27 protein-coding genes and 1 pseudogene are annotated in these 24,277 nt (G+C 70.6%); 16 read left to right on the plus strand and 12 right to left on the minus strand.

Going from position 1 to position 24,277, the window contains the following annotated elements; all coding sequences use genetic code 11:
* Nucleotides 1–93: 93 nt before the first annotated feature.
* The 13 genes and pseudogenes from MTF69_RS27565 to MTF69_RS27625 all read left to right on the plus strand — a co-directional run bounded on the left by MTF69_RS27565 (nucleotide 94) and on the right by MTF69_RS27625 (nucleotide 14,323).
* A complete protein-coding gene (locus MTF69_RS27565; RefSeq protein WP_243338853.1) occupies nucleotides 94–1,380 on the plus strand; it encodes an ATP-grasp domain-containing protein in 1,287 nt (428 codons plus the stop codon).
* Complete coding sequence (locus MTF69_RS27570; RefSeq protein ID WP_243338854.1) at nucleotides 1,377–2,210, plus strand: Rossmann-like domain-containing protein; 834 nt, start codon at nucleotides 1,377–1,379, stop codon at nucleotides 2,208–2,210. Before MTF69_RS27565 ends, MTF69_RS27570 begins: the two co-directional genes overlap by 4 nt.
* A complete protein-coding gene (locus MTF69_RS27575; protein WP_243338855.1) occupies nucleotides 2,207–3,331 on the plus strand; it encodes a PLP-dependent cysteine synthase family protein in 1,125 nt (374 codons plus the stop codon). Before MTF69_RS27570 ends, MTF69_RS27575 begins: the two co-directional genes overlap by 4 nt.
* A complete protein-coding gene (locus MTF69_RS27580; RefSeq protein WP_243338856.1) occupies nucleotides 3,328–4,386 on the plus strand; it encodes a dipeptide epimerase in 1,059 nt (352 codons plus the stop codon). Before MTF69_RS27575 ends, MTF69_RS27580 begins: the two co-directional genes overlap by 4 nt.
* Entirely contained in the window at nucleotides 4,383–5,657 is a 1,275-nt protein-coding gene (locus MTF69_RS27585) for an MFS transporter (protein WP_243338857.1), read from the plus strand. The genes MTF69_RS27580 and MTF69_RS27585 overlap by 4 nt, the downstream gene beginning before the upstream one ends.
* Entirely contained in the window at nucleotides 5,654–6,475 is an 822-nt protein-coding gene (locus MTF69_RS27590) for a trans-aconitate 2-methyltransferase (RefSeq protein ID WP_243338858.1), read from the plus strand. Before MTF69_RS27585 ends, MTF69_RS27590 begins: the two co-directional genes overlap by 4 nt.
* The gene (locus MTF69_RS27595; RefSeq protein ID WP_243338859.1) at nucleotides 6,472–8,037 is read left to right on the plus strand and encodes an ABC transporter substrate-binding protein; all 1,566 of its coding nucleotides are present in this window, start codon (nucleotides 6,472–6,474) and stop codon (nucleotides 8,035–8,037) included. Before MTF69_RS27590 ends, MTF69_RS27595 begins: the two co-directional genes overlap by 4 nt.
* Complete coding sequence (locus MTF69_RS27600; RefSeq protein ID WP_243338860.1) at nucleotides 8,034–8,981, plus strand: ABC transporter permease; 948 nt, start codon at nucleotides 8,034–8,036, stop codon at nucleotides 8,979–8,981. Before MTF69_RS27595 ends, MTF69_RS27600 begins: the two co-directional genes overlap by 4 nt.
* Nucleotides 8,978–9,787, plus strand: a complete 810-nt coding sequence (locus MTF69_RS27605) for an ABC transporter permease (RefSeq protein WP_243338861.1) — start codon at nucleotides 8,978–8,980, stop codon at nucleotides 9,785–9,787. Before MTF69_RS27600 ends, MTF69_RS27605 begins: the two co-directional genes overlap by 4 nt.
* Nucleotides 9,784–11,283: an ABC transporter ATP-binding protein gene (locus MTF69_RS27610; RefSeq protein ID WP_243338862.1), complete on the plus strand. Its 1,500-nt coding sequence runs from the start codon at nucleotides 9,784–9,786 to the stop codon at nucleotides 11,281–11,283. The genes MTF69_RS27605 and MTF69_RS27610 overlap by 4 nt, the downstream gene beginning before the upstream one ends.
* A gap of 176 nt (nucleotides 11,284–11,459) precedes the next feature.
* Nucleotides 11,460–11,720: pseudogene (locus MTF69_RS27615) on the plus strand (metal ABC transporter permease); the annotation flags it as partial.
* A gap of 72 nt (nucleotides 11,721–11,792) precedes the next feature.
* Nucleotides 11,793–12,092: a DUF1490 family protein gene (locus MTF69_RS27620; RefSeq protein ID WP_243338892.1), complete on the plus strand. Its 300-nt coding sequence runs from the start codon at nucleotides 11,793–11,795 to the stop codon at nucleotides 12,090–12,092.
* A gap of 2 nt (nucleotides 12,093–12,094) precedes the next feature.
* Nucleotides 12,095–14,323, plus strand: a complete 2,229-nt coding sequence (locus MTF69_RS27625) for a cation-translocating P-type ATPase (RefSeq protein WP_243338863.1) — start codon at nucleotides 12,095–12,097, stop codon at nucleotides 14,321–14,323.
* A gap of 5 nt (nucleotides 14,324–14,328) precedes the next feature.
* Here the strand turns inward: MTF69_RS27625 and rpsR are convergent, their stop codons facing one another.
* The 6 genes from rpsR to rpmF all read right to left on the minus strand — a co-directional run bounded on the left by rpsR (nucleotide 14,329) and on the right by rpmF (nucleotide 17,695).
* Complete coding sequence (gene rpsR, locus MTF69_RS27630; protein WP_243338864.1) at nucleotides 14,329–14,565, minus strand: 30S ribosomal protein S18; 237 nt, start codon at nucleotides 14,563–14,565, stop codon at nucleotides 14,329–14,331.
* A 41-nt stretch (nucleotides 14,566–14,606) separates the two neighbouring features.
* On the minus strand, nucleotides 14,607–15,719 hold the full coding sequence (locus tag MTF69_RS27635; RefSeq protein WP_243338893.1) for a GTP-binding protein: 1,113 nt from the start codon (nucleotides 15,717–15,719) through the stop codon (nucleotides 14,607–14,609).
* Nucleotides 15,720–15,745: 26 nt separating this feature from the next.
* Nucleotides 15,746–15,994 (minus strand): type B 50S ribosomal protein L31, encoded by a 249-nt coding sequence (locus MTF69_RS27640; RefSeq protein ID WP_031149134.1) that lies wholly within the window; start codon nucleotides 15,992–15,994, stop codon nucleotides 15,746–15,748.
* Nucleotides 15,995–16,024: 30 nt separating this feature from the next.
* On the minus strand, nucleotides 16,025–16,189 hold the full coding sequence (rpmG, locus tag MTF69_RS27645; protein ID WP_243338865.1) for a 50S ribosomal protein L33: 165 nt from the start codon (nucleotides 16,187–16,189) through the stop codon (nucleotides 16,025–16,027).
* Between the two features lie 148 nt (nucleotides 16,190–16,337).
* Nucleotides 16,338–17,519: a GTP-binding protein gene (locus MTF69_RS27650; RefSeq protein WP_243338866.1), complete on the minus strand. Its 1,182-nt coding sequence runs from the start codon at nucleotides 17,517–17,519 to the stop codon at nucleotides 16,338–16,340.
* 5 nt (nucleotides 17,520–17,524) lie between these two features.
* Complete coding sequence (gene rpmF / locus MTF69_RS27655; protein ID WP_243338867.1) at nucleotides 17,525–17,695, minus strand: 50S ribosomal protein L32; 171 nt, start codon at nucleotides 17,693–17,695, stop codon at nucleotides 17,525–17,527.
* 699 nt (nucleotides 17,696–18,394) lie between these two features.
* Between rpmF and MTF69_RS27660 the strand changes: the two genes are divergently transcribed.
* On the plus strand, nucleotides 18,395–18,826 hold the full coding sequence (locus tag MTF69_RS27660) for a Fur family transcriptional regulator (protein WP_243338894.1): 432 nt from the start codon (nucleotides 18,395–18,397) through the stop codon (nucleotides 18,824–18,826).
* A gap of 94 nt (nucleotides 18,827–18,920) precedes the next feature.
* Here the strand turns inward: MTF69_RS27660 and rpsN are convergent, their stop codons facing one another.
* Complete coding sequence (gene rpsN / locus MTF69_RS27665; protein ID WP_243338868.1) at nucleotides 18,921–19,226, minus strand: 30S ribosomal protein S14; 306 nt, start codon at nucleotides 19,224–19,226, stop codon at nucleotides 18,921–18,923.
* Nucleotides 19,226–19,462 carry a 50S ribosomal protein L28 gene (rpmB, locus tag MTF69_RS27670; protein ID WP_243338869.1) on the minus strand — a complete coding sequence of 79 codons (237 nt, stop codon included), beginning with the start codon at nucleotides 19,460–19,462 and terminating at the stop codon, nucleotides 19,226–19,228. Before rpmB ends, rpsN begins: the two co-directional genes overlap by 1 nt.
* Before the next feature lie 187 nt (nucleotides 19,463–19,649).
* Here rpmB and MTF69_RS43810 point away from each other — a divergent pair, with 187 nt between their 5' ends.
* Nucleotides 19,650–19,811, plus strand: coding sequence for a hypothetical protein (locus MTF69_RS43810; RefSeq protein ID WP_374324029.1), 162 nt, complete (start codon nucleotides 19,650–19,652; stop codon nucleotides 19,809–19,811).
* A gap of 14 nt (nucleotides 19,812–19,825) precedes the next feature.
* A complete protein-coding gene (locus MTF69_RS43495) occupies nucleotides 19,826–20,023 on the plus strand; it encodes a GNAT family protein (protein ID WP_308401462.1) in 198 nt (65 codons plus the stop codon).
* Between the two features lie 595 nt (nucleotides 20,024–20,618).
* On the opposite strand, the gene MTF69_RS27680 is transcribed toward MTF69_RS43495, so the two are convergent.
* From MTF69_RS27680 to MTF69_RS27695, 4 genes are all read right to left on the minus strand, one after another.
* Nucleotides 20,619–21,842 (minus strand): cytochrome P450, encoded by a 1,224-nt coding sequence (locus MTF69_RS27680; RefSeq protein ID WP_243338870.1) that lies wholly within the window; start codon nucleotides 21,840–21,842, stop codon nucleotides 20,619–20,621.
* Entirely contained in the window at nucleotides 21,839–23,029 is a 1,191-nt protein-coding gene (locus MTF69_RS27685; protein WP_243338871.1) for an MAB_1171c family putative transporter, read from the minus strand. The genes MTF69_RS27680 and MTF69_RS27685 overlap by 4 nt, the downstream gene beginning before the upstream one ends.
* Nucleotides 23,022–23,597, minus strand: a complete 576-nt coding sequence (locus tag MTF69_RS27690) for an ImmA/IrrE family metallo-endopeptidase (protein WP_243338872.1) — start codon at nucleotides 23,595–23,597, stop codon at nucleotides 23,022–23,024. The genes MTF69_RS27685 and MTF69_RS27690 overlap by 8 nt, the downstream gene beginning before the upstream one ends.
* A gap of 151 nt (nucleotides 23,598–23,748) precedes the next feature.
* Complete coding sequence (locus MTF69_RS27695; protein WP_243338873.1) at nucleotides 23,749–24,189, minus strand: helix-turn-helix domain-containing protein; 441 nt, start codon at nucleotides 24,187–24,189, stop codon at nucleotides 23,749–23,751.
* Between the last annotated feature and the right edge of the window lie 88 nt (nucleotides 24,190–24,277).

The raw sequence follows: 24,277 nt of genomic DNA on the forward strand, positions 1-24,277 counted from the left end.
CTTCCTCCTCGGTTCGATGCGGACGCCTCCCGTCAGGCGGTCCGCTTCGCAGGTATGCCCACTGGTCGTGGCGGCATCTTGAGAGGAAGTCCCTTGGCACATCTGCTGGTTGTCGAGAGCTGGGTGGGGTCGATGAGCAGGCTGCTGCCCAGGGCGATCGGGGAAGGCGGGCACGAGTTCACCTTCGTCACCCGGGACCTGCACCACTACCTGCGCGGCGCCGGATCGGAGGGCCCGCATCCGCTGCTGGCGGCGCGCAACATCATCACCGCGGACACGAACGACATGGATGAGCTGCTGCCCCACCTGGAACGGCTGCACGCGGTGCTTGCCTTCGACGGGGTCGTCTCCTCCTGCGACTACTACCTGCCGGCCGTTGCCCGGATCGCGGACCGGCTGGACCTGCCCGGCCCGGCCGTCCAGGCCGTCGAGGCCGCCTGCCGCAAGGACCTGACCCGCCGGGTGCTGGCGGAGGCCGGCGTGCCGGGCCCCCGTTTCGCGCTGTGCGCGGACACGGCGCAGGCCGCGGCCGCCGCCCGGGAGATCGGCTATCCGCTGGTGGTCAAGCCCGTGGACCTGTGCGCCGGAATGCTCGTACGGGAGGTCCGCGACGAGCGGGAACTGGAGGCGGCCTGCCGGGCGCTGGCCGAGTTCCCGGTCAACGCGCGCGGACAGGACCGGATGCCCGTCGTGCTTCTGGAGGAGCTCCTGACCGGCCCGGAGGTCAGTGTCGAGACCGTCTCATTCGGCGGCGTCACGGGCGTGGTCGGTGTCACGGACAAGAGCATCGGCGGGGCACCCGCCTTCATCGAGACCGGTCACATGTTCCCCGCGGGAATCGCACCGCAGTCGGAGCGGGAAGCGGTCGACACGGCTGTCGCTGCGATCAAGGCCCTGGGCCTGGACCACATCGTGTGTCACACCGAGATCAAACTGACGCCCGAAGGTCCCAAGGTGGTCGAGGTCAACCCGCGCCCCGCCGGCAACCGGATCACCGAGCTGGTCCGCCACGTCACGGGCATCGACCTGGCAGCCGCCTGCGTGGACGTCGCCCTCGGCCGTAAGCCGGATCTGACAGCGCGCGCGACCGGCGTGCACAGCGCCGCCATCGCCTTCCTGCTTCCCCACACCACCGGCACCCTCGCCGGTATCGAGGGCGCCGACGACGTCCGTGCGCAGTCCGGGGTCCTGGAGCTCACCCTCGCCGAGCCCGGCCGCGCCGTACGGGCCGCGACCAGCAACAACGAGTACCTCGGCCACATCATGACCGCCGACACCCAGGGCGGTGGGGCGCGGGAAAGCGCCGAACGGCTCTTGGCTCACCTGCGTCCCACTTTTGAAGAGCAGGGTGCCGAGCTGCCTTCGGCGGTGCCCGCATGACCGCACCCACCCTGTCCGAGCTCGCCGTACGCACCGTCGACCAGCTCGTCGAGGCCGTCCGCGCGGGGGCGTACGGCTCCGATCCCGCCCGGGAACGCATCGCGCTCGCCTTCACCACCGCCCAGGCGGTCCGCCACGCCGGCCGCAGCAGTGGTTACCGCAACGAGGTGCTCAGTCTGCGCCTGGACGCGGCCGTCGGATCCTGCGCGGTGGAGCCGGGCGCCCTGCCCGCCGCGGCACTCGATGACTGTGTCGGCGCCTCGGTGGCCGAGCTCCTCGATCACCCGATGCTTCCCGTGCGGGTCGCCGCGCTCGACGCGTACCTGAGCCACGTACGCCCTCACACCCCCGACCACGGCGCCCGCCCGTACGCCCTGCCGGCGGGCAGCTCCCTGCACCGGTCCAGAGCCCGCGCTCGCGCCGTGGTGGATCTGCTGCCCGAGGCCGGGATCCGCCGGATCCTCGTCATCGGTGTGGTCAACTCCCTGCTGGAACAGCTGCGTGCGCGCGGCCTGGGATACGTGCCCTGCGACCTCAAGGGCGGCACCACCGAGTGGGGCGAGCAGGTACGGGCCGACGCTTTCGCGGAGTTGGGGCACTGCGACGCCGTGCTCGCCTCCGGCATGACCCTCGGGAACGGCACCTTCCAGCCCCTGCTCGACCACGTCGCCGCCACCGGGAAGCCCCTGGTCATGTTCGCGCAGACCGGCAGTGCGATCCTCCCGCGCTTCCTGGGCTCCGGGGTCAGCGCCGTGTCCGCGGAGCCCTACCCCTTCTTCTGGCTCGACGGCGGCCCCGGGGTCATCCACCGCTACGGAGGCACCCGGTGACCGTCGCACCCCCGCTGGACCGCCTGCCGGCCCACAGCACGAACCCCGAGCTGCTGACCCTGGTCGGCCGCACCCCGCTCGCGCGGATCCGTACGGAACTGCCCTACGCCCACCCGGGCTTCTGGGCCAAACTCGAATGCCTCGGCGCCGGCGGGATGAAGGCGCGGTCCGCCGTGTCCATGCTGCGCGGTGCCCGGCAGCGCGGCGAACTGCGCCCGGGCGCCACCGTGGTCGAATCCACCTCCGGAACCCTCGGGATCGGGCTCGCCTTCGCCGGGCAGGCCCTCGGTCACCCGGTCGTCCTCATCGGTGACCGCGAACTCGAACCGTCCATGCGGCAGTTGCTCCGTGCGTACGGTGCACAGCTGGAGCTCGTGGACCGGCCCGCCGCCGAGGGTGGCTGGCAGGCGGCCCGGATCGCCCGGCTCCGCGAGGTACTGGAACGGATCCCGGACGCCTACTGGCCCGACCAGTACAACAACCCCGACAACGCGGCCGGATACCTCTCCATGGCCGCCGAACTCTGCGGACAGCTCGATCACTTGGACGTCCTGGTGTGCAGCGTCGGAACCGGCGGCCACAGCGCCGGGCTCATCGGCCCGCTGCGCCGCCGCTGGCCGCGGCTGAAGGTGATCGGCGTCGACTCCATCGGCTCCGCGATCTTCGGCCAGCCCGCCCGCCCCCGCCTCATGCGCGGACTCGGCAGCAGCATCCACCCGCGCAACGTCGCCCACCACGCCTTCGACGAGGTCCACTGGGTGGGCCCCGCCGAAGCGGTCGACGCCTGCCGCAGGCTCGCCCGTACCAGCTTCGTCAGCGGCGGCTGGAGCACGGGCGCCGTCGCCCTCGTCTCCGCCTGGGCCGCCCGCGTGGAAGCGGGCGCGGTCGTCGCGACGGTCTTCCCCGACGGGCCGCACCGCTACCTCGGCACCGTCTACGACGACGACTTCTGCCACGCCCACGGCCTCGACCGGGCTGAACTGGCCCTGCGCCCCCTGGAGATCGCACACCCGCGCGCGACCGAGGCGATCGGCTGGACCCGCTGCCGCACCGTCCTCGACCCGCGCGCGGCCACCCGGCCGCACCACCTGCCCGCACCGACGCGGGGAGATGCCGCATGAGACTCACCTGGCACACCACCGAGCTGGAACTGGCCGAGCCGCTGCGCATCTCCCGCTCGGTGATGGCCCGACGCGACGCGGTCTGGGTCGCGATCGAGCACGGCGGCATGACCGGCTGGGGCGAGGTCGTCAGCAGCGAGTACCTCGGCCTGCCCACCTCCCGCATCGTCCGGTACCTCACCACGGCGCGGGCCGCGGTGGAACGCCTGCCTGACCCCGAGACCGCGTGGGACGAACACGTGGCCGCCTCGCTGCCCGGCCTGCCGAAGCTGCCGGCCGGTGTGCTGGCCGGGCTGGAGGCGGCCCTGCTCGACCTGGTCGGCAAGCGGTCCGGCCGGCCCGCCCACCAGCTGCTGGGTACGCCCACCGCACCGGCCGCGCAGACCACTCGTACGATCGGCATCACCGCCCCCGTACCGGCCGCAGCGCAGGCGGCCCGGCTCGCCGTGAGCGGCTTCACCGCCCTCAAGGTCAAGGCGGGATCCCCCGATCCGGCCGAAGACCTCGCGCGCGTGGAGGCCGTACGCACCGGAGCCCCCGAGGCGAGCCTGCTGCTCGACCCCAACGGGGCGTGGACCGAACGCCAGGCGATCGACCTGCTGCCACGCTTCGCCGACCTCGGGGTCACCGCCGTGGAACAGCCCATCGCGCCGGGCAGCCCCGACGCGCTCGCCCGCGTGGCCAAGGAATCACCGATCCCCGTCATCGCCGACGAGGACGCCGTCTCGTACGAGGATGCCGTGGCGCTCGCCGGACTGGTCCACGGCGTCAACGTCAAGCTCGCCAAGTGCGGCGGAGTACGGGCCGCGCTGCGCATCCACGAAGCCCTGCGCGGCACCGGCACCGACCTCATGCTCGGCTGCCTCACCGCCAGCTCGCTCGGCATCGCCCCCGCCGTGCACCTCGCCGACCGGGCCCGCTGGGTGGACCTCGACGGGCACCTGCTGCTCGCCGACGACCCGTGGACCGGCATCGGGGGCACGGACGGCACCGTACGTGCTGCCGACCGGGCCGGACTCGGCGTCAGACGCACCCACATGGCGGTCGTCCGGTGAAGATCCTCAGATCCGTGCGGGGCTTCCCGCTCGCCGTACGACTCCTCCTGGTCAACCAGCTCGGCGTCAACACCGGCTTCTACCTGCTCATCCCGTACCTCGCCACCCACCTCACCGACGACCTGGGGCTGTCGGCCGCCGTCGTCGGCATCGTCCTCGGCCTGCGCAACCTCAGCCAGCAGGGCCTGTTCCTGATCGGCGGCTCGGCCGCCGACCGGCTCGGCGCCCGCGGCGTGATCGTCACGGGCTGCGGGCTGCGCACGGTGGGATTCGGCTTGTTCGCCCTCGGCGACAGCCTGCCGCTGCTCATCGCCGCTTCCATACTCAGCGGGCTCGCGGGGGCCCTCTTCAACCCCGCCGTGCGGACGTACGTCGCCCAGGAGGCCGGCGAGCGCAAGGCGGAGGCGTTCGCGCTGTTCAACGTGTTCGCCACGACCGGGGCGCTGCTCGGCCCGCTGCTGGGGACCCTGCTGCTGCTCGTGGACTTCCGGGCAGCCGCCGTCACCGCGGCCGGCGTATTCGCCGTACTCACGCTCGCGCAGTTCCTGGTGCTCCCGGCGCGTGAGGTACCGGCTCCCGAGTCGGGTGTCCTCGCCGACTGGCGAGAGGTGGCCGGCAACCGCCGGTTCCTGCTCTTCTCCCTCGCCATGGTCGGGATGTACGGCCTGGAGAACCAGCTCTACCTGCTGCTGCCCCGTGCGGCGACCGACGCCTCCGGCTGGGGCGGCTCGGTCGGCCTGCTGTTCCTCGCCGGGACCGTCGCCAACCTGCTGTTCCAGCTGCGCATCACCCGCGCCCTGAAGGCCCGGGGGAGCAGGGGCCGTTGGATCGCCACCGGCCTGGGCGTCATGGGCCTGGGATTTCTGCCCCCGATGCTCGTCGCGGGCGCCGCCACCGCGCACCCCCTGCGTCTGCTGCCCGTGCTCGCCGGGGCCTTGCTGCTGCACCTCGGGGTGATGATCGCCTCGCCGTTCGTGATGGAGCTGATACCGGCCTTCGGCCGCGACAGCCTGACCGGCACGTTCTACGGCCTCTTCTACGCGGTCTCCGGGGTCGCGGCCGCCGCCGGCAGCGCGGCCATCGGCTGGTCCATGGACACCGCCGGCCAGACCGGCCTGACCTGGCTGCCCTACGGCTGCTGCCTCGCCCTGGGCCTGGCATCCGCAGCGGGCGTCGCACACCTCCAGCGCCGAGGCGTGCTGCCCGTAGGGCAGGCACACGATCCGACGGCCCCCGCTCTCCCCGACCGGCCCCGAAGCGAGACGCGATGACAGTGACGACAAGCAGCAACCTGCTCACCGACCACCCCGAGCTCTACGAGGAACGCTTCCCCGACCCCGAACGGCTCGCCGCCCGCTGGACCGAGGAGGTGCTGACCCGCCACGGCGCCGGCCCCCGCGTCCTCGATGTCGGGTGCGGCACGGGCCGGGACGCCGCCTGGCTGCACCACCGGGCCGGGCGAGAGGTCACCGGCATCGACACCTCGCAGGCCATGCTGGCGCACGCGGGCACGCACCACCCGGGCCCTGAGTACCGCCTGGCCGACATGCGCGACTTCGACCTCGGAGCGACCTTCGACGCGATCGTCTGCCTGGACAGCGCCTTGCTCTACTGCCACACCAACGAGGACCTCGCCGCCTTCCTCGCCCGCTGCCGCGCCCACCTCACCCCGGGCGGACTCCTCGTCGCGGAGATGCGCAACGGGGCCTTCTTCCTCGGCAACACCGAACTCCTCGACGGCCCGCGCACCGCCTCCTTCGCATGGCGCGGCACCACCTACACCTCCCACACCACCCTGTGGATCGATCACGGCGCGCAACTCCTGCGCCGCCGGAGAATCTGGACCGCCGACGACGGCTGTCCGCGGGAAGAGCAGCGCTCCGCCTGGAGGCTCCTCTTCCCGCAGGAACTCCGGCACTTCCTCGCCACCGCAGGGTTCGAGGTCCTCGCGCTGCACGACGGACCCGGCCCCCGCACCGAACCGCCGTGGAGCGAAGGCGAGGCCCCGCACGGGACCACGAGTTCCGACCGCCTCCACCTCATCGCCCGGCTCAAGCCCCACCCCAGCAACGGAGACACCACCCCATGAACGACGCCCGCTCCAGCCTCGCCCGCAGAGGCTTCCTGATCGCCACGGGCGCCACCGCCCTCGCCTTCACCGCAGCCTGCGGTTCCGGCGACACCACCCCGGACGCCAAGAACGCCGCCGAGGGAGCCCCCAAGCAGGGCGGCCGGCTGCGCGCCGCCTTCGCCGGTGGCGGAGCCAGCGAGACCCTGGACCCGCACGCCGCCAACCTGTTCGTCGACGCCGCCCGCGCCAAGGCCCTGTTCGACAAGCTCGCCGACTTCGGCGCCGACCTCTCCGCGGTCCCCCGGCTCGCCGAGCTCTGGGAGCCCAACGACGCTCTCGACACCTGGAAGATCACCCTGCGCAAGGCCGCCTTCCACGACGGCAAGCCCGTCACCGCCGAGGACGTCCTGTACAGCTACCGCAGGATCGCCGACCCCAAGGGCACCTTCCGCGCCAAGGCCTCCCTGGAGCCGATCGACCTCGACGCGAGCCGGGCGGTGGACGCCTCCACCGTCGAGTTCAAGCTCAAGCGCCCGTACGCCGAATTCCCCAACGTCCTCGCCGCGTTCGGCGCCTACATCGTCCCCAAGGACGCCACCGCCTTCGCCAACCCCATCGGCTCCGGCCCGTTCAGCTTCGTCTCCTTCAAGCCGGGCAGTTCCCTCGTCGTCAAGCGCAACGACGCCTACTGGGAGGGCGCCCCCCACCTGGACGAGCTCGAATTCGTCGTCGCCGGCGAGGAGTCGGCACGCGTCAGCGCCCTGCTCGGCGGTCAGGTCGAGTACGCCCACGAACTGAACCCGGCCACCGCCCGCGCCCACGAGGGCAAGGGCAAGATCGACATCGTCCGCCTCCCTGGCAGCGCGATGCAGGGCTTCGTCATGAAGACCGACCGCCCGCCCTTCAACGACCCTCGGGTCCGCCAGGCCTTCTTCCTCATCGCCGACCGCAAGGAACTCGTCGACGGCGCTCTCTCCGGCGCAGGCGAGATCGGCAACGACCTCTTCGGCAAGGGCTACCAGTACTACCCCGCCGGCCTCCCGCAGCGCGCCCAGGACCTCGACAAGGCCCGCGCCCTGCTCAAGGAAGCCGGTGCCGAGGGCCTCAAGGTCACCCTCGACACCGCCCCCGCCGCCACCGGCTTCGTCGAGGCCGCCGGAATCTTCAAGGAGCAGGCGGCGAAGGCCGGAGTCACCGTCGAGGTCAAGGTCGGCAGCAAGGACACGTACTGGAAGGACATCCTGAACGCCGGCACCTTCGCCTCCTACCGCTCGGGCGCCATGCCGATCGAGTCCCACATCTCGCAGCGGCTGCTCACCGGCTCCACCACCAACGCCACCAAGTGGCAGCACAAGGACTTCGACGACCTGTACCAGCAGGCCCAGTCCACGCGCGACGTCACGCAGCGCGGCGCCCTCTACGAGCGGATGCAGCGCCGGCTGCACGACGAGGGCGGCTTCCTGATCTGGGGCTTCGCCGACTGGATCATCGCCACCGCACCCAAGGTGCACGGGGTGTCCAAGACGGCACCCGCCAACACCCTCGACTGGGCCCGCTTCGACAAGATCTGGATCGCGTGACACCGCACCTGTCATGGATCGGCCGCCGCCTGCTCCTCGGTCTGGGGCAGACGGCGGCCGTCGTCCTGTTCATCTTCACTCTCACCGAGGCGCTGCCCGGTGACGCGGCGGTCGCCCTCGCCGGTGACCAGCCCGATCCGGCCCGCATCGCCCTCATCCGCGAGACGATGGGCCTGGACCGGCCCGCCCCCGAACGCTTCGTGGACTGGGCCGTCGGCCTCCTGCACGGCGACCTCGGCACCTCACTGGTCAGCGGACGGCCCGTCACCGGCTACCTGGCCGCCGGACTCGGCCCCACCCTCCTCCTCGCCGGCGCCACCCTCGCCCTGCTCGTCCCCCTCTCGGTCGGGCTCGGGGTCCTGGCCGCCCGCCGCGAGGGCGGGCCGCTCGACCGCACCGTCAGCGCGCTGACCCTCGCCGTGCACGCCGTACCGGAATTCGCCATCGGGATCTTGCTCGCCACGCTCTTCGGACTGTGGCTGGCCTGGCTGCCGCCCACGGCCGTCGGAGCCGACCCGTTCACCGAGCCCGCCGTCCTGGTCCTGCCCGTCGTCGTCCTGCTGTCGCGGCCCGTCTGCACCATCAGCCGCCTCGTGCGCGCCGGGATGATCGACGCGATGGCCTCGCCGTACGTCGCCCAGGCCCGCCGCTACGGGGTCTCCGGCGCCCGCATCACCTGGACCCACGCCCTGCCCAACGCACTCGCCCCCGCCACTCAGCAACTGGCCCGTACCTGCGACTGGCTCCTCAGCGGAGTGATCGTCGTGGAGGCACTCTTCGTGATCCCCGGCCTCGGCACCGTGCTCATCGAGGCTGTCGCGGCCCGTGACCTCCCGGTCGTCCAGGGCATGGCCGTCGTCTTCGGAATCGTCACGGTCCTGGTCAACCTCGCCGCCGACCTGGCAGCCCGCCGCTTCGCGCCCCGGTCCGAGGCGGCGGCATGAAGCAGAAGCCGGCACGGTCCCTCTTCGCACTCGGGCTGATCGTCCTTCCCGTCCTCCTCGCGCTGGCCGGGCCCTTCGTGGCGGGCCCGGCCGGCCCCCGCTCGGTCTCCTTCGCCTCCCTCGAAGGGCACTGGCTCGGCACCGACTTCAGCGGACGCGACGTCTGGCACCAGGTGCTCCTCGGCGGCCGCTCCGTCGTGCTCGTGGCGCTCGCCGCCACCGCCCTCGCCTACCTCGTCGCCGTCCCCCTCGGCCTCACCGCGGCCCTGACCCGCCGCACCTGGCTGGAGGAGGCGCTGATGCGGCCCCTTGATGTGGTCATCGCGGTCCCCTCCCTCCTCCTGGTCCTGCTCGTCGCGGCCACCCTCACCCCGGGACCCGCCGGACTGACCATCCTGGTCGGGCTGGCCGCCGTACCCGACGCCGCCCGCGTCGTGCACGCGGCGGCCGTCGAGATCTCTTCCCGGCCCGCCGTGGAAGCGCTGCGCATGCAGGGCGAGTCCTGGTGGCGCACGGCCATCGGCTACGTGGCCCGCTGCATGCGCCGCACCCTCGCCGCCGACGCCGGGATCCGGCTCACCGGAGCCCTCTACCTGGTCGCGACCGCCGCCTTCCTCGGCGTGGGCGTCCAGCCGGACGCCGCCGACTGGGCGGTCATGGTCGACCGCAACCGCACCGGCCTCTTCCTCCAGCCCTGGGCCGTGGTCGTGCCCGCGCTACTCATCGCGGCCCTCTCGATGGGCACCAACCTCCTGTTCGACGCCGCCCTCCAACGGCACACTCCCCGGAAGGGAGCGACGCGATGACCCTTGTCTCAGAGGTACGGGACCTGCGAGTCGCCATCGGCGGACGGGCGATCGTGGACGGTGTGAGCCTCGCCGCCCACGCCGGCAGGATCACCGCCGTCATCGGCCCGTCCGGCAGCGGCAAGACCACCACCGGGCTCGCCCTCCTCGGCGAATACCCGGCCGGCGCCGTCGTCGGCGGCGAGGTCCACACACCCGCGGGCCCGGTCGGATACATCCCCCAGCACCCGGCGTCGGTCCTCAACCCCGCCCGTCGGGTGGGCGCGCTCCTCGCCGACATCGCCGCCCGCCGGGGAGGAGACCGGCTCGAACGCAGGCGCCGTGTCGACGAGGCCCTGCGGCTCGCGCAGCTCCCGGATCCAGGGGCCGTGCTGCGGCGCTTTCCCCACCAGCTTTCCGGCGGACAGCAGCAGCGGGTCGTGCTGGCCCAGGCGTTGCTGCTGGGCGCCCGGGTCATCGTCGCCGACGAACCCACCACCGGGCAGGACGCCCTCACCAAACAGGGCATCGTCGCGGAACTGGCGGCCGTGGCCGCACAGGGCATCGCCGTCGTCCTCCTCAGCCACGACCTGGACGTCGTACGGGAGCTGGCCGACGAGGTCGTGGTGATGCGGGACGGGCGGGTCGTGGACCGCGGACCCGCGTCGTCGGTCCTGGAAGGTCTCGCACGGGAGGAGTTGCGCGCTGCGCGAGAGCCCCGCCCACGCGGTCCGATGCGTGTGGAGACGCGGAATCTGACCGCACGGCACCGCACCACGCGCGGGGTGTCCGAGGTGCTGAGCGACATCGGAGTCTCGGTCGCGGCAGGGGAGTGCCTGGCGCTCGTCGGCCGTTCAGGCAGCGGCAAGACCACCCTGGGACGCTGCCTGGCCGGGCTGCACCGGGCGTACGAGGGCACGGTCCTGCTCGACGGGATGCCGTTGCCGCGCAGCCTGCGTTCCCGCAATCGCTCCGAACTGGCCGCCGTGCAGTACGTGTTCCAGGACGTGAAGGCCGCCTTCGACGAACACCGGCCGGTCCTCGACCAGGTCGCCCGCAGTGCCGTACGGCTCCAGGGCGCCACCCCGGCGGAAGCGCGCCGTACAGCCGTGAGCACCCTCGGCGAGTTCGGCCTGAGCGAGAAGCTTGCCGGGCGCCGCCCCGGCGAGCTCTCCGGCGGCGAACTCCAACGGGCGGCGCTGGCCCGGGCCCTGCTGGCCGGGCCAAGCGTCCTGATCTGCGACGAGATCACCTCCGGCCTCGACTCGAAGACGCGGACCACGATCCTCGACGCCCTCGCCCGGCTCAGGGAACACCGCGAACTCAGCCTGGTGTTCATCACCCACGACCTCGCGGCCGCCGGAGCCTTCGCGGACCGCATCGCGGTCCTGGACGCAGGGCGCATCGTCGAGGCCGGCCCGGCTCGTCAGCTGATCGAGCTGCCGCGGCAGGCGATCACCAAGGAGCTGTTGTCCGCCTCGCGGACGGCGCTGACAGGCCACGCGCCGGAATGCTGAGGGCGCGGTGCCTGGTCGGTAAGTAGAGGGCTGGGTCAAACGGGGAGATAGTGGAAGTGATGACCGTTTCGGTTTCCCTCCGGCAGGGAGGACGCCATGCGCGTCTCTTCAGCCCGTGGTCTGGGCCCGCTTGTCGGGGTCACCATCGCGCTGACCCTCGTCTGGTGCCCCCGGCCGGGGCCCGTGCCGACCTCGCACTGCTCGTCACCCCGGCGGCCGCCGCCGCCCGGCTCACGGCCTCCCCGGTGCTGCTGCCGGTGCTGAGCGTCGCCTTCGCGCTCGTGGCGATGGAAGGGGGCATCCTGCTCGCCCTCGGGAGCACCGTCCCGATCAGCCCGTACGTCACGACCATCTCGTTCCTCATCTACCTGGGGTGCCGACTGGCCGGCGGGCGGCGCGGCGCCCAGGGGGGCTGTGGCCCGGGCTCGGCTCGACCCGGTGGGCTCGGCGGGTTCACACTGAGAGGGAGGTCCGTCGTACCTGCTCGGTGCGTACGGAAGGAGCTGTTCATGCACCCCCTCGCGATAGCCGGTGCGACAGCCGGCAAGCTGGCCCATTACGCGGTATCCGGCGTGGTGGGCGGCTTGATCATCAAGAACCTCCCCGCCGCCAAGCCTGCTGCGCGCAAGGCGCTCGTCGGCGGCCTCGCGGGCGGCATCGTCGCGAGCCGCTGGCTGGCCTCGGCAGCCGAGGAGGCACGGCTCAAGGCCGGTGACATGCTCGCCGAGGCCCGCACCACGCTCGGCGAAGAGGTACCCCCGCCGTCCGCGGTCAACGTCAATCACGACGATCACGGACACGAGCACTGATCATGTCGACCGTCCTGGTCTGCTCGGTTGCTGCGGGGCGCATCCGCCTGTCAGTGCCCTGGCTGAGAGCACGGCCCGGCTGCGCGGGCCTCGTCGACGACCGGCTGACCGGCATCAGCGGCTTCCGCGCGCTGCGGATCTTCCCGCGTACCGGCAGCGTCGTGATCTGGGTGGCCCCCGACCACTTGAACGTCGAGCAGCTCGTCGACGCCCTTGAGGAGGCCCCGCCCGCCGCCGTGGTGGCGGCCAAGCCCTCCCGGTCCCTGCCCGACACCTCCACCGGAGAAGTGGCCCGGCTGGTGGTCGGCGGAGCGGTCCTGGCCTTCGTGGCACTGCGGCGCCTGCTGGGCCGGCCCCGGATCACCTTCGGATCCTCCGGGCTGCTCGGCGTCGTCACCATCTTCACCGGCCTGCCCTTCTTCCGGGGCGCACTGCGCACGCTGCGCGGCCGCAGCAGCCCCGGTACGGACACCCTGGTCACGGCGGCGACCGTGATCTCCCTCGTGCTCCGCGAGAACGTGGTGGCCCTCACCGTCCTGTGGCTGCTGAACATCGGCGAGTTCCTCCAGACCCTCACCTTGCGCCGTACCCGCCGCGCCATCGAAGAACTGCTCACCATCGGTGACGAGCGGGTCTGGCTGGTACGCGAAGGCGTCGAGCTCGAGGTCGACCTGGAGACCGTGGAGCCGGGCGACACCGTCGCCGTGTACGAATACCACCGCATCCCCGTCGACGGGCACGTGCTCACCGGCGAGGCCCTGGTGGACCAGGCGGCCGTCACCGGCGAGGCGCTGCCCGTCTACGCCAGGGAAGGCGCCCACGTGTACGCCGGCACCATCGTCACCTCCGGCTCGCTCACCATCCGCGCGGACTTCGTCGGCCGGGACACCACGGTCGGCCGGATCATCAGCCGGGTCGAGGAGGCCCAGTCGGACCGGGCTCCGATCCAGACCGTGGCCACCCGCTTCACCCAGCGCTTCGTCCCGGTCTCCTTCGGCCTGGCCGCGCTCACCTACGTCGTCACCCGTGACGCCCGGCGCGCGATGACCATGCTGCTCATCGCCTGCCCGTGCGCGGCCGGGCTGGCCACCCCGACCGCGATCAGCGCGGCCATCGGCAACGGTGCCCGCCGAGGCACCCTCATCAAGGGCGGCACCCACCTGGAGGGCATCGGCCGGGTCACCGCGGTCGTCTTCGACAAGACCGGCACCCTCACCTTCGGCAAGCCCCTGGTCACGAGCGTGGTGACCCTCAGCGAGACGGTCACCGCCGACGAGGTGCTGAGCCTGGCGGCCTCCGGCGAACTGCACGCACGTCACCCGCTCGCCCAGGCCATCGTCGCGCGCACCGAAGAGCAGCACCTCCACGTGCCGATCCACCAAGCGTGCGAGGTCGTCCTCGGCATGGGCATGCGCGCCGAACTCGACGGAACCCGCCTCCTCGTCGGCAGCCCCGCCCTCCTGCGCCAGCACGGAGTCGACCTCACCGAAGACGCCCGCAACTGGACGGACCGGTTGCGCGCCGGCGGCGAGACCGTCATCTGCCTCGCCCACGACGAGGACCTCATCGGCATGCTCGGCGTCTCCGACGCCGTACGGGCCGGCGCGGAAACCGTCGTTCAGCAGCTGCGCGACCTCGGGGTCTCCCGCCTGATTCTGCTCACCGGCGACGCCCCGGAGACCGCCCAGGTCGTCGCCGACACCCTCGGGATCACCGAAGTCCACGCCCACGCGCTCCCCGAGGCCAAACTCCAACTCATCCGCGATCTCCAGGCCGAAGGCCACACCGTCGCCATGGTGGGCGACGGCACCAACGACGCCCCGGCCCTGGCCCTCGCCGACGTCGGCATCACCATGGGCGAGCACTCCTCCCATGTGGCCCTGGAAACCGCCGACATCGCCCTGGCGGGCAACGACCTGCGCCAGGTCGCGGCGGTCGTGGAACTGAGCCGCCATACCCTGCGCGTCGTACGGCAGAACTACGGGCTCGCGATAGGGGTCAATCTCGTCGGCCTGGTCGCGGGCGCCGGCGGTTCCATGAATCCCGTCCTCGCGGCCCTGCTGCACAACACGAGCAGCATCGCCGTGGTCGGGAACTCGGCCCGCCTGGTCAACCACACCCCACACCTGCCCCGCGTGGGTGACGACGTCCTGCGGCGGGCCCCGCTGGAGGAGCGCCGTGTGGCCCACCGGGATCCGGCAGGGCGAGCCGATGGCGAGCCCGAGCCGTAGGGCCCCTATCGGCCCGCGTACGGGAGCAGGGCCATCTCGCGGGCGTTCTTGATGGCCAGGGCGAGCCGGCGCTGCTGCTGGGCGGTGACGCGGGTGACGCGGCGGCTGCGGATCTTGCCCCGGTCGGAGATGAACTTGCGGAGCAGGTCGGTGTCCTTGTAGTCGACGTACGTGATTCCTGCCGTGTCCAGAGGATTGGGGCGGGACTTCAGGGGCTTGCTCGGGGAGGGGCGGCGGGCCATCGGTGTTCCTCAGGGGTGTGGGGCGTGAAGGGGGCGGTCGGTCAGGAGACCGGGTCGAGCAACGGACCGAAGGCGGCGGGGAGTTGCTTCCAGCCCTCTCGCCCGGCTGTGTACTCGGCTTCGGTGAGGAGGCAGGAGTCCAGGAGCTGTTCGAGCCCGTCGCGGTCGAGGCCCGGTGAGGTGAAGACGAGGTGCTGGCAGCAGTCGCCGTGTTCGGGGTCCCAGTCGAGGGAGGCCGCGGCCCGGCGCATGGCGGGGACCAGGTCCCAGGCGGCGTCGGGGAGCGAGGCCAGCCAGGGGCCGGCGCTCTCCACGCACAGCGCGCCACCCGCCGCGTCCCACGCCAAGAGGGTGTCGGGCCGGTCGGCGAGCCAGAACCGGCCGCGGCTGCGGGCAGCGGCGCAGGTCAGGTCCTCCAAGGCCTCGTAGAGCCGCTCGGGGTGGAAGGGCCGGCGGCGCTGCCAGACGAGCGTGGCGACTCCGGCTTCGTCGGCTTCCTGGGGGAGGAGCGCGCAGGCGGGGTGCTGGGCGGCCGCGGCGCTCTCCACATCGAAGCCGGCGAACGCCAGGCGGGTCAGTTCACTGGAGCCGGTGGGCGCCTGGCGGGCGGTCGGGTGCAGCTGGGCGAGCAGGGCGCGGTCCTCGTCGTCGGCCTCCTCGCTGTCGGCGATCGCGAGGACCGGCGCGTATTCGAGCTGACGGGCCCAGGTGTCCCCGACGGTCCGCTGGTCGGTGGTCGCCGCGGCGAGTCCGGCCTCGCTGAGGTCGTCCCCGTTGGCGAGACAGGGCAGTACGAGCGCGGGGTCAACGGCGGTGATCACATTGGTGAGTTCCATGACGTCACCGGCGTGGGCGGCCACGACCTCGGCCATCGCCTTGGGCTCGACCGAGTCCCAGAGTTCCACCACGGCCAGGCGGGTCAGCCCGCCGGCGGCCAGTCGCTCCAGCTCGGGAACGAGGTCCTCGCACAATGCGCAGCATGCACAGTCGTTGACCAGCGACGTCTCGTCGGCGGAGATCGCGCCCCCGGAATCGCGCAGCGTGCGGAGCACCGTACCGCCGGCAGCGGAGGACAGGTCGTGGTGCAGGGCGATGCTCCCCGGCACGGCGCGCAGCAGGTGCTCGACGGTCTCCTTGCGTGCGTCGGCGTGCATGCCGCCGACGATCACGACGGGGAGGGTCACTTGGGCCCTCCGTAGCGGCGCTCGAAGCGCTCGACGCGGCCGGCGGTGTCCAGGACGCGCGCGGTGCCGGTGTAGAAGGGGTGGCTCTGCGAGGAGATCTCGACGTCGATGACGGGATAGGTGTTGCCGTCCTCCCACTCGACCGTCTTGTCACTGGAGGCGGTCGAGCGCGTGAGGAACGCGAAGTCGGCGGCCTTGTCGCGGAAGACGACGGGTCCGTAGGCGGGGTGGATTCCAGGCTTCATGGGGTCGCTCTCTGTGAAGGAGGGGCTTGCTCAGCGCTCTTCGCGGAAGTCGACGTGCCGGCGGAGGACCGGGTCGAACTTGCGCAACACCATCCGGTCCGGGTCGTTACGCCGGTTCTTGCGGGTGACGTACGTGTAACCAGTGCCGGCGGTGGAGCGGAGCTTGATGATCGGACGTACTTCGTTGCGTGCCATGGCGACAGTATACGGGAATGGGAATCATTTTCAATAATGACTCCGACTCCTCTCCTGGGGGGAGCGTGAACCCGCGAATGATGTGTGCATGGAAGGCCGGGCCGGGCCGGACGGTGCCGTGGCTGCGACCACCGTCCGGCCCGGAGTTTCAGGCCGCTTGAGGGGCGGCGGCGGATTCGTGCGCGCAGACGTCGTCGATTCCGTACGTCTCCCAGTCCGGGAAGTCGTCCACGGCGGGCACGGCCTCGCCCGGGGAGAGCAGGCAGGCTTCGAGCGCCGCCCGCAGTGAGTCGGCGCGCAGGCCCGTGCCGATGAACACGAGCTCCTGGCCCTGAGCGGTGTCCGGCCCGCGGGCGCCCGAGGGCTCGAAGCGGGCGACGGCGCCGGCCTGAGACCAGAGGCCGGTCACGCGGGGGCGGCTGGCCAGCCAGAAGAAGCCCTTGGAGCGCAGGATCTGCCCGAACGTCCCGCTGTCGAGCCCCTTGGTGACGAAGGTCCACAGCCGGCCGGGGTGGAACGGCAGGTCGGAGCGGAACACGAGCGAGGAGATTCCGTACTCCTCGGTCTCCGGGACGTGGTCGCCGTTCAGCTCCTTGACCCAGCCCGGGGCCTGCTGGGCCCGCTCGACATCGAACAGGCCCGTGCCCAGCACCTGCTCAAGAGCCACCTGCCCGCGGACGGCGGGAACGATCCTCGCCTCCGGGTTGAGTCGCGAGAGCGTCGCGCGAAGCCGGGCGACATCAGTCGGCCCGACCAGATCGAGCTTGTTGAGGACGATGACGTCCGCGAACTCGATCTGGTCCATGAGGAGATCGCTGACGGTGCGCTCGTCGTCCTCGTACTGGTCGAGCCCGCGGGCGGTGAGCTCGTCGCCGCCGGCGAGCTCCGGCAGGAAGTTCGCCGCGTCCACGACGGTGACCATGGTGTCGAGGCGGGCGACGTCGCCCAGGGTGGCCCCGTCGTCGCGCGGGAACGCGAACGTGGCTGCCACGGGCATCGGCTCGGAAATCCCGCTGGACTCGATGAGCAGGTAGTCGAAGCGCCCCTCGCGGGCCAGCCGGTCGACTTCCTCCAGTAGGTCGTCGCGCAGGGTGCAGCAGATGCACCCGTTGGTCATCTCGACCAGCCGCTCCTCGGTGCGCGACAGTGCCGCCTCTCCGCCGCGCACGAGGGCGGCGTCGATGTTGACCTCGCTCATGTCGTTGACGATGACCGCGACCCGCAGGCCCTCGCGGTTGCCGAGCACGTGGTTGAGCAGCGTGGTCTTGCCGGCCCCGAGGAAGCCGGACAGGACGGTGACGGGCAGCGCGGCAGGCTTCGTGCCAGTCATCCGGCTCAGCCTTCGGGGCGCAGGAGGCCGCGCTCGTAGGCCTTCGCCAGGCGCTGGGGGACCTGGTACACGGAGCCGTCGACCGTGATCGGGACGAGCTGCGGTGTCGTGGCCTTCCACTGGGCCCGGCGGTGGCGGGTGTTGCTGCGGGACATCTTCCGTTTGGGGACGGCCATCGGGATCTCCTGAGGTGTCGAGAGCGTTCGACGGGAAAGCTACATGAAAATGACGACCATTTTCAATCTAGGGCCGCCGAAGCGAGTGGATCTTCAATTGCCGTCGGAGGGTCGCCGTAGTAGTCGTCCCAGGATCAGCAGGCCGGCGTGCGGCGTTGCGGGGGCGCGGCCTCCCGTGCGGGGGAGGCGGGGGTGTCGCCAACGGGGAGCGGCTGGGGGGCGGGGTCTCTGTGGCTGGCGTGCGCAGGCGGGACCTCTGGCTCAACGCAGCCGCGCGCGACGCCCGTTGGAGCCCCCCTTGGCGCCGCGGGGGCGTCGCGCGCGACCGCGCCCACTCAATCAGTTATGGGAATCGTTTTCAACGGCGGAGGGTCGGGCAACCTGAGGATGAAGCGGTCGTCCTTGCCGCACTGGGGCGGCGGCGCGGCGCTTCCGGCCGCGCAGTGAGCGTGAGAGGGGGGCGGGACGTGCCGCGGGTTGGGAGTACGCTGCGGTCGTCAACGGCGTCGGTTCGGCCCCCGGCAGGACCGAACTCGCGCACGCGGCGGACCTCGCGAGGCCTCCTCTTCCCGATCGCTGAGCCAGGGGAATTGCCGTGGCATCTGTCATGGTTTGTAAGGGTGGGGGCGTAGGGTCCGTAGGGTCCGTGGCCTGACGCAACGAGCCTGCGTGCCCAAGGAGGAGGAAGCGGTGGCGACTGTGGCGCCTGTGCCTGGCGAGACGAGTGGTACGCCAGTCCGGCAGCGGTCGACCCGGCAGCGGGCCGCCGTAGTGGCGGCGCTCGACGACGTCGACGGGTTCCGGAGTGCGCAGCAGCTGCACGATGTGCTCAAGCGTCGCGGCGACTCCGTGGGTCTGACGACCGTCTACCGCACCCTCCAGCACCTGGCGGACGCGGGTGAAGTCGACGTGCTCCGTACCGGCGACGGCGAGGCCGTCTACCGGCGCTGTTCCAGCGGCGATCACCATCACCATCTGGTCTGCCGCTCGTGCGGCAAGGCGGTGGAGGTCGACGGTCCGGCCGTCGAGAAGTGGGCTGCGGAGATCGCGGCCACACATGGCTTCGTCGGCATCGCCCATACCGTGGAAGTCTTCGGAACCTGCGCCGACTGCGCGGCGGCCGCAGCTTGAACGGCAGCTGAACCGGCGTCCGCGCAGGCCGACGTACCCCACCGGATCTCATGACGGGGTACGTCGCCGGCGGAGCGTCATCCGGGGGGTGGGGCTACCAGGAGGACTTGGTCACGCCGGGAAGGAAGCCGGCGTGTGCCTGCTGCCGGGCGCGTACGCGGGAGAGTCCGAACTTGCGCAAGTAGCCGCGGGGGCGGCCGTCGACGCTGTCGCGATTGCGCACGCGGGTGGCGCTGGCGTTACGCGGCTGCCGGCGCAGTTCCGCCAGTGCGCCCCGGCGCTCGTCTTCGGTGGACGAAGGGCGCCGGATGATCTCCTTCAATGCGGCCCGCCGCGCGGCGTACCGCTCGACGACGTCCTTGCGCTTCTCGTTCTGGGCGATCTTGCTCTTCTTCGCCATCAGACCTTCACTCCTCGCGCCCTGATCCGGGCCACGGCGGCCTCGATGCCGATGACGTCGACCGTCTTGATCCCCTTGGTGCTCAGGGTCAGGCGGACATTGCGGCCCTCGCTGGGCAGCCAGTAGCGCTTGTTCTGGATGTTCGGGTCGAAGCGGCGTGACGTGCGCCGGTGCGAGTGGGAGATGCTGTTGCCGAACCCGGGCTTGGCGCCGGTCAGTTGGCAGTGTGCGGACATGGGTGATTCCTGCCTCTCTCTGGGCCATCACTTATCGGTAATGGAAATCATGTCCATATACTAGCGTTCGCGACGTCGGTCCTCGCCCGGTGACCCCGCAGGTAGGCTCCGAAGGCATGACCCCGGTCAGCCTGGCCGGCCCCGCCTGGCGCTACGCGAAGTCGAGCCCGAGGACACCGCTGCCATCCTGGCCACTTACGGCGACCCCGAGGCGACCCGGCACCTCAGCTTCGAGCCCCGTACCCGCGACCAGGTCCAGGCGATCACGGACAGGTCCATCGCCTCCGCGAAGGACACCCCGCGAACCGAGTACTGCCTTGCCATCACCCGCTCGGTGAACACCGGCTGATCGGCTACGCGCGCTTGGCGACCGAACCGCAGCAGGCGGCCACCATCGGCTTCGCCTTGAACCCGGCACAGTGGGGCAAGGGCCTCGGTACGGAGACCGTCCACCTGCTGTGCGCGCTCGGCTTCAAGGCCCTGGGTCGGTACCGCATCTGGGCGGCGCGCGCGCCACTCAGCGAGGCATCCGCGCGCGCACCCTCCTGCGAGCGGGCATGACCGAGGACGGGCGGATCCGCGATCACGTCTTCGTTCACGGAGCCTGGCGAGACTCGATCACCTACTCGATCCTGGAGCACGAGTGGACTCCCGCCGATGTCTTGGATCCGGACACCGTTGACGGAGCTCCGGCGGGCGTGGCCCCACCTGACGCTGACGGCGGACAGTAGACGTGAGCTGGTGCTGCCCGGTTCGGGCCTGGTCGGGCTCACTCGCCGCTGATGACCCGGTGGGCGAGTTCGGGTCCTCGATGCACAGGCGGGTGAGGTGCTCCAGCTCGGCCTGCGCATGGCCCTTGTTGTGGCGTGCGGCCGTAGGTCTTGCCCAGGCGGATCGTTTTCGGTCCTGCCGTCGCCTCTGACTGGTCCGGGCCGTCCTCGACCGCCGGCAACTCCCCAGCCGCAGCCATGGCCGCCGTCTTGACGCTGATCTGATGCACGTGACGCTCGTTCGGTGCACGCCCGACGCAGCTGCTGATGGGGCGTCAGTAACGGAAAGCCGCCTTCCGTACCAGGTGTACAAGCTGGTCCGGGAGGCGGCTTGTCGGTCTCATCTCCGTGCTTGGCAGGGATCTGAACGGAGGCCGGCCAAAGGATCAGGAAGCTGTCTCATCTGTGCTGATCGGGAGCTCTTGAAGGGCATGGAACCTGAAGGTCGCGGTCCACGGAAGCTCCTCGGCGGGTTGCGCGAGCCGGATGAGGGGAAGTCGTGAGAGCAGTGCGCCGAGGGCGAGGGTGATCTGCATGCGGGCGAGGGGCGCGCCGAGGCAGTAGTGGAGTCCGTGCCCGAGCGCGAGGTGGCCCTTGTCTGCTCGCCCGATGTCGAACCGATCCGGCGCGGAGTACCGAGCCGGATCTCGATGGGCGGCGGCCAGTGCGAAGAGCACCGTGTCGCCAGAGGGAATCCGGACCCCGCCGATCTCAACCGTCTCGGTGGCGAAGCGGCGGATGGCCGTGTGGTTGGGGTTGGCGTACCGGAGCAGTTCCTCGACGGCCTCCGGAAGCAGGTCCGGACGAGCACGCAGGGCAGCCAGCTGATCGGGGTGTGTGATGAGCGTGAGCAGACCGTTGCTGATGAGGTGCTGGACGTTCTCGCTGCCGGCCATGAGGATGAGGAAAGTGAGAGAGACGAGTTCGTCCTCGGTGAGCCGGTCCTCCGCGTCGCGCGCGGAGATCAGGCTCGACAGGATGTCGTCGCCCGGGGCGGCGCGTCGCTGGGCCACAAGGTCGATGAGGAACCGGTGGATGCGTTCGATCGCCTCCACCAGCCCATCGCGTGTGGTGGGCGCCAGCATGCCGGAGACCCATCCGGAAAACCGTTGCTGGTCGGCTTCCGGAACCGCGAGAAGATCCCCGATGACCTTCAGGGGGAGGGGCTTGGCGAACTCCGCCACCACGTCGGCACGGCCTTCGGAGTCGACGCGCTCCACGAGCCGGTCGATAAGGGCGTCGACAGCACCCTGGATATGGCCACGCATGCCTTCGACATGCCGGGCGGTGAACCCCTGAGAGACGAGGCGACGTAGCCGCAGGTGGTCGTCCGCGTCGATGTTGAGAAGGTTTGCGTCCAGGGCAGGGGGCAGGGAGAAGCCTTTGAAGCCGGTCCCGGAGTGCCTTTTGTTCACGGAGAGCCGGGGGTCGGCAAGGCCTTGCCGCACGTCGACTTCACGGGTCACCAGCCACACGGGCGAGCCGTCGGGCAGTGCGATACGGTGCACGGACCCTTGCTCGCGCAGCTGTGAGTAGACCGCATGGGGATCGGTCTGAAAGCCGCCTCCGAACGGCTGGGGGAGGGCTTCCGCTGCGATGCTCTGGCTCATGCGGTTTCCTTGTGCGCTGTGTTGGAGGCGGTGGCGTAGCGGGCGGATCGTATGGCGATGGGTGAGGTCATGGCCCGGGCCAGTCTTTGCTGGAAGGCGAGTTCGGCGGCAAGGTCACCCGGGGCCGTGGCCACAGGTGTCTCTGGTGGCCGCTCAGGCGGGCGGTTGCGGCGCTTTGCCTCGATCGCGCCCCGGAGCTGAGCGGCTTCCACGACGGCCGCGAGTTCTTCGCCGCACAGGCCGACCCGTTCGGCCTCCACGCCGGCGATTCGGGCGACTTCAGGATCCATCCAGGTGCGCAGGGCCCATTGGGCATCGCGGATTTCGATCATCATGCGGTACAGCCGGGCGCGTAGATGCAGGGCCGGACTGACCGGGATGACCGGTTCCGGCACCTCCTCGGTGACGCTTCGGTGGAGGGGGGTCAGTACGCGGTAGGCCCGCCGGTACCTCAGCTGGTCTCCTGCGGAGGTGAGGTGCGGGCCCCAGTCCGGCAGGATCCACCCCACGGTCTGGACGATGACGGCGATGCCCACGCCGAGCTGTGCGGCCGGCTCCCACGGGTGTCCGGTCTCGCCGAACTGCGCCGCGACGATGTCGGCGGTTCGGCACCCCGTGTAGACAAGCGCGAACGGCAGGGTGAAGGCCACCATCCGCAGTCCGCGGCGCAGCCAGGCAGAGGGGGCGATCCTGGAGTACCGCCATCCCATCACGCCGATCTCCACCTGGTTCGCCGTGAAGGCCGCGAGGTAGACGGCGAGGTAGGCAGGCGTGTACTGGGCGCGTGTGACTGCGAAATCGTTCGGTGCTTCGCCGTGGGCCGTCGCACCGGTGAACAGCACCGCCATGGTGATCAGCACCAGCCCCAGGGCCAGGATGCGGGGTATCGCTTTGCGCCGCGCGGCTTCCGGACCGTATGTGAGGTGGAGAAGCACGAGCTGCTGACATGCGGTCATGATGACGACGCAGCTCTGGGTCAGGAGTCCGGAGAAATTGGCGATCCCTACGAGTTCACTTGTCGCCACCCACACCGACGGTGTGGACACGGTGAAGATGACGAAGAGAAGGAAGAAATTGGCCACGAGGGCAGCCTGTGTGACGGAGCGTTCGGTTCTCAGTACCCGCGACTTGTAGATGAGCGCCAGGAGCGCGACGGCCGAACAGAGCGGGTACAGAAGGCTATTCATCGTCTCTTTCATGGGTAGGGGACTCCAGGGCCGTCAGCCGCTCGACTATCTCCCGGGCTTCAGGTGGCACCGCCCACGTGCGCTGTACCCCCCAGGTGCTGATGCGCTGACCGATCAGCGACCCGACCATCTCGGCCTCGATCTCCGCTTCGGACTGGGCGTGTTCGCGCCCCATGACACGACGTACCAGACTCGGGTCGAGCGAGGGGAGCAGGAGCTGGGAGGCCTCCGCCGACATGACGGGCGATGCCTCGTGGTCGCACAGGACATGGCCGATTTCGTGGAGGATCACCTGTTGCTGGTGCACGGGGACGAGGCGCTCTTCGACGAAGATGTAGTCGTTGGCTTCGGTGGAGACCCACAGGCCGTGCGGACTGGCAGGCGGAAGCGTGAGGGAGGCCACACGCATCGGCCGCTGCCGCAGACCACCGATGTGTTCGCAGAGTTCCCCGATGGTCAGACTCTGATTGAGAGGTAGGCCGAGGCTGTGTACTCGCTCTTCGCAGCGTTCGCCCAGTTTGTTCGGGACGCGGGCAGGGGGTTTCAATCGCCAACGCACAACGATCACGAAACGTCGACAGCGCGTGCTGTGTTGGTGTTCCTCATGGGCCCCCCTGTGTGATCGCCATGAAGGCCATCTGAACACAGCGCTCTGTGCTCGTACAGGTTCGAATGAGACAGTACGTCACATGTCAAGAAGTGGGACAGGAAATCTTCCGCTAGCGACCCGTTTCTGGCGGATCTCCAGGGAGCCCTTCGAGTTCGCGGACGCGCTCGATAACTTCGTTGATGGATCTGAGGCTCTTCTCCGACAGGCCGGCGGTCCGCAGTGCGACTCGCTGCACCTGCGCATCCCGGAGGGCCGTGAGGAGGGCCAGCTCGGTGTTGACGGTGTCAGTGACCCGGTTGTCGAAGAAGTATGCGGGTGGGACGCCGAAGAACTTGGCCAGCCCCTCCACGTGCCGCAAGGTGGGGTTGTCCCGCTGTCCCTTGCGGAGCAACCAGATGTAACTGCCGGAAATGGGAACACCGGCAGAGGTGATCGCGCGCGCGACTTCCTCGGTCGTGTAAGGGCTGCGGCCGGCAGGGACCGTGCTGGTGAACAGGTGGTTCAGCTTGTGGGCCAGGCCGTTCACGGGCCCACTCTCCAGGTCGGTCATCGCCGCGCCTCCATCGTTCGGGATGCATCTTATCCTCACACTGGTGTGAGGGCCGATGGTGGATACATCCAACATCAGTTGACTCGAA

This window comes from Streptomyces sp. AP-93, assembly GCF_022808175.1.
In the GTDB taxonomy this organism is placed as follows: Bacteria; Actinomycetota; Actinomycetes; order Streptomycetales; family Streptomycetaceae; genus Streptomyces.

Excerpts from the sequence above, each read along its gene's own strand:
- MTF69_RS27570 (WP_243338854.1), top strand. The coding sequence starts at position 1,377 with ATGACCGCACCCACCCTGTCCGAGCTCGCCGTACGCACCGTCGACCAG.
- MTF69_RS27580 (WP_243338856.1), top strand. The coding sequence starts at position 3,328 with ATGAGACTCACCTGGCACACCACCGAGCTGGAACTGGCCGAGCCGCTG.
- MTF69_RS27590 (WP_243338858.1), top strand. The coding sequence starts at position 5,654 with ATGACAGTGACGACAAGCAGCAACCTGCTCACCGACCACCCCGAGCTC.
- MTF69_RS27595 (WP_243338859.1), top strand. The coding sequence starts at position 6,472 with ATGAACGACGCCCGCTCCAGCCTCGCCCGCAGAGGCTTCCTGATCGCC.
- MTF69_RS27605 (WP_243338861.1), top strand. The coding sequence starts at position 8,978 with ATGAAGCAGAAGCCGGCACGGTCCCTCTTCGCACTCGGGCTGATCGTC.
- MTF69_RS27610 (WP_243338862.1), top strand. The coding sequence starts at position 9,784 with ATGACCCTTGTCTCAGAGGTACGGGACCTGCGAGTCGCCATCGGCGGA.
- MTF69_RS27620 (WP_243338892.1), top strand. The coding sequence starts at position 11,793 with ATGCACCCCCTCGCGATAGCCGGTGCGACAGCCGGCAAGCTGGCCCAT.
- MTF69_RS27625 (WP_243338863.1), top strand. The coding sequence starts at position 12,095 with ATGTCGACCGTCCTGGTCTGCTCGGTTGCTGCGGGGCGCATCCGCCTG.
- rpsR (WP_243338864.1), bottom strand. The coding sequence starts at position 14,565 with ATGGCCCGCCGCCCCTCCCCGAGCAAGCCCCTGAAGTCCCGCCCCAAT.
- MTF69_RS27635 (WP_243338893.1), bottom strand. The coding sequence starts at position 15,719 with ATGCACGCCGACGCACGCAAGGAGACCGTCGAGCACCTGCTGCGCGCC.
- MTF69_RS27640 (WP_031149134.1), bottom strand. The coding sequence starts at position 15,994 with ATGAAGCCTGGAATCCACCCCGCCTACGGACCCGTCGTCTTCCGCGAC.
- rpmG (WP_243338865.1), bottom strand. The coding sequence starts at position 16,189 with ATGGCACGCAACGAAGTACGTCCGATCATCAAGCTCCGCTCCACCGCC.
- MTF69_RS27650 (WP_243338866.1), bottom strand. The coding sequence starts at position 17,519 with ATGACTGGCACGAAGCCTGCCGCGCTGCCCGTCACCGTCCTGTCCGGC.
- rpmF (WP_243338867.1), bottom strand. The coding sequence starts at position 17,695 with ATGGCCGTCCCCAAACGGAAGATGTCCCGCAGCAACACCCGCCACCGC.
- rpsN (WP_243338868.1), bottom strand. The coding sequence starts at position 19,226 with ATGGCGAAGAAGAGCAAGATCGCCCAGAACGAGAAGCGCAAGGACGTC.
- rpmB (WP_243338869.1), bottom strand. The coding sequence starts at position 19,462 with ATGTCCGCACACTGCCAACTGACCGGCGCCAAGCCCGGGTTCGGCAAC.
- MTF69_RS27680 (WP_243338870.1), bottom strand. The coding sequence starts at position 21,842 with ATGAGCCAGAGCATCGCAGCGGAAGCCCTCCCCCAGCCGTTCGGAGGC.
- MTF69_RS27685 (WP_243338871.1), bottom strand. The coding sequence starts at position 23,029 with ATGAATAGCCTTCTGTACCCGCTCTGTTCGGCCGTCGCGCTCCTGGCG.
- MTF69_RS27695 (WP_243338873.1), bottom strand. The coding sequence starts at position 24,189 with ATGACCGACCTGGAGAGTGGGCCCGTGAACGGCCTGGCCCACAAGCTG.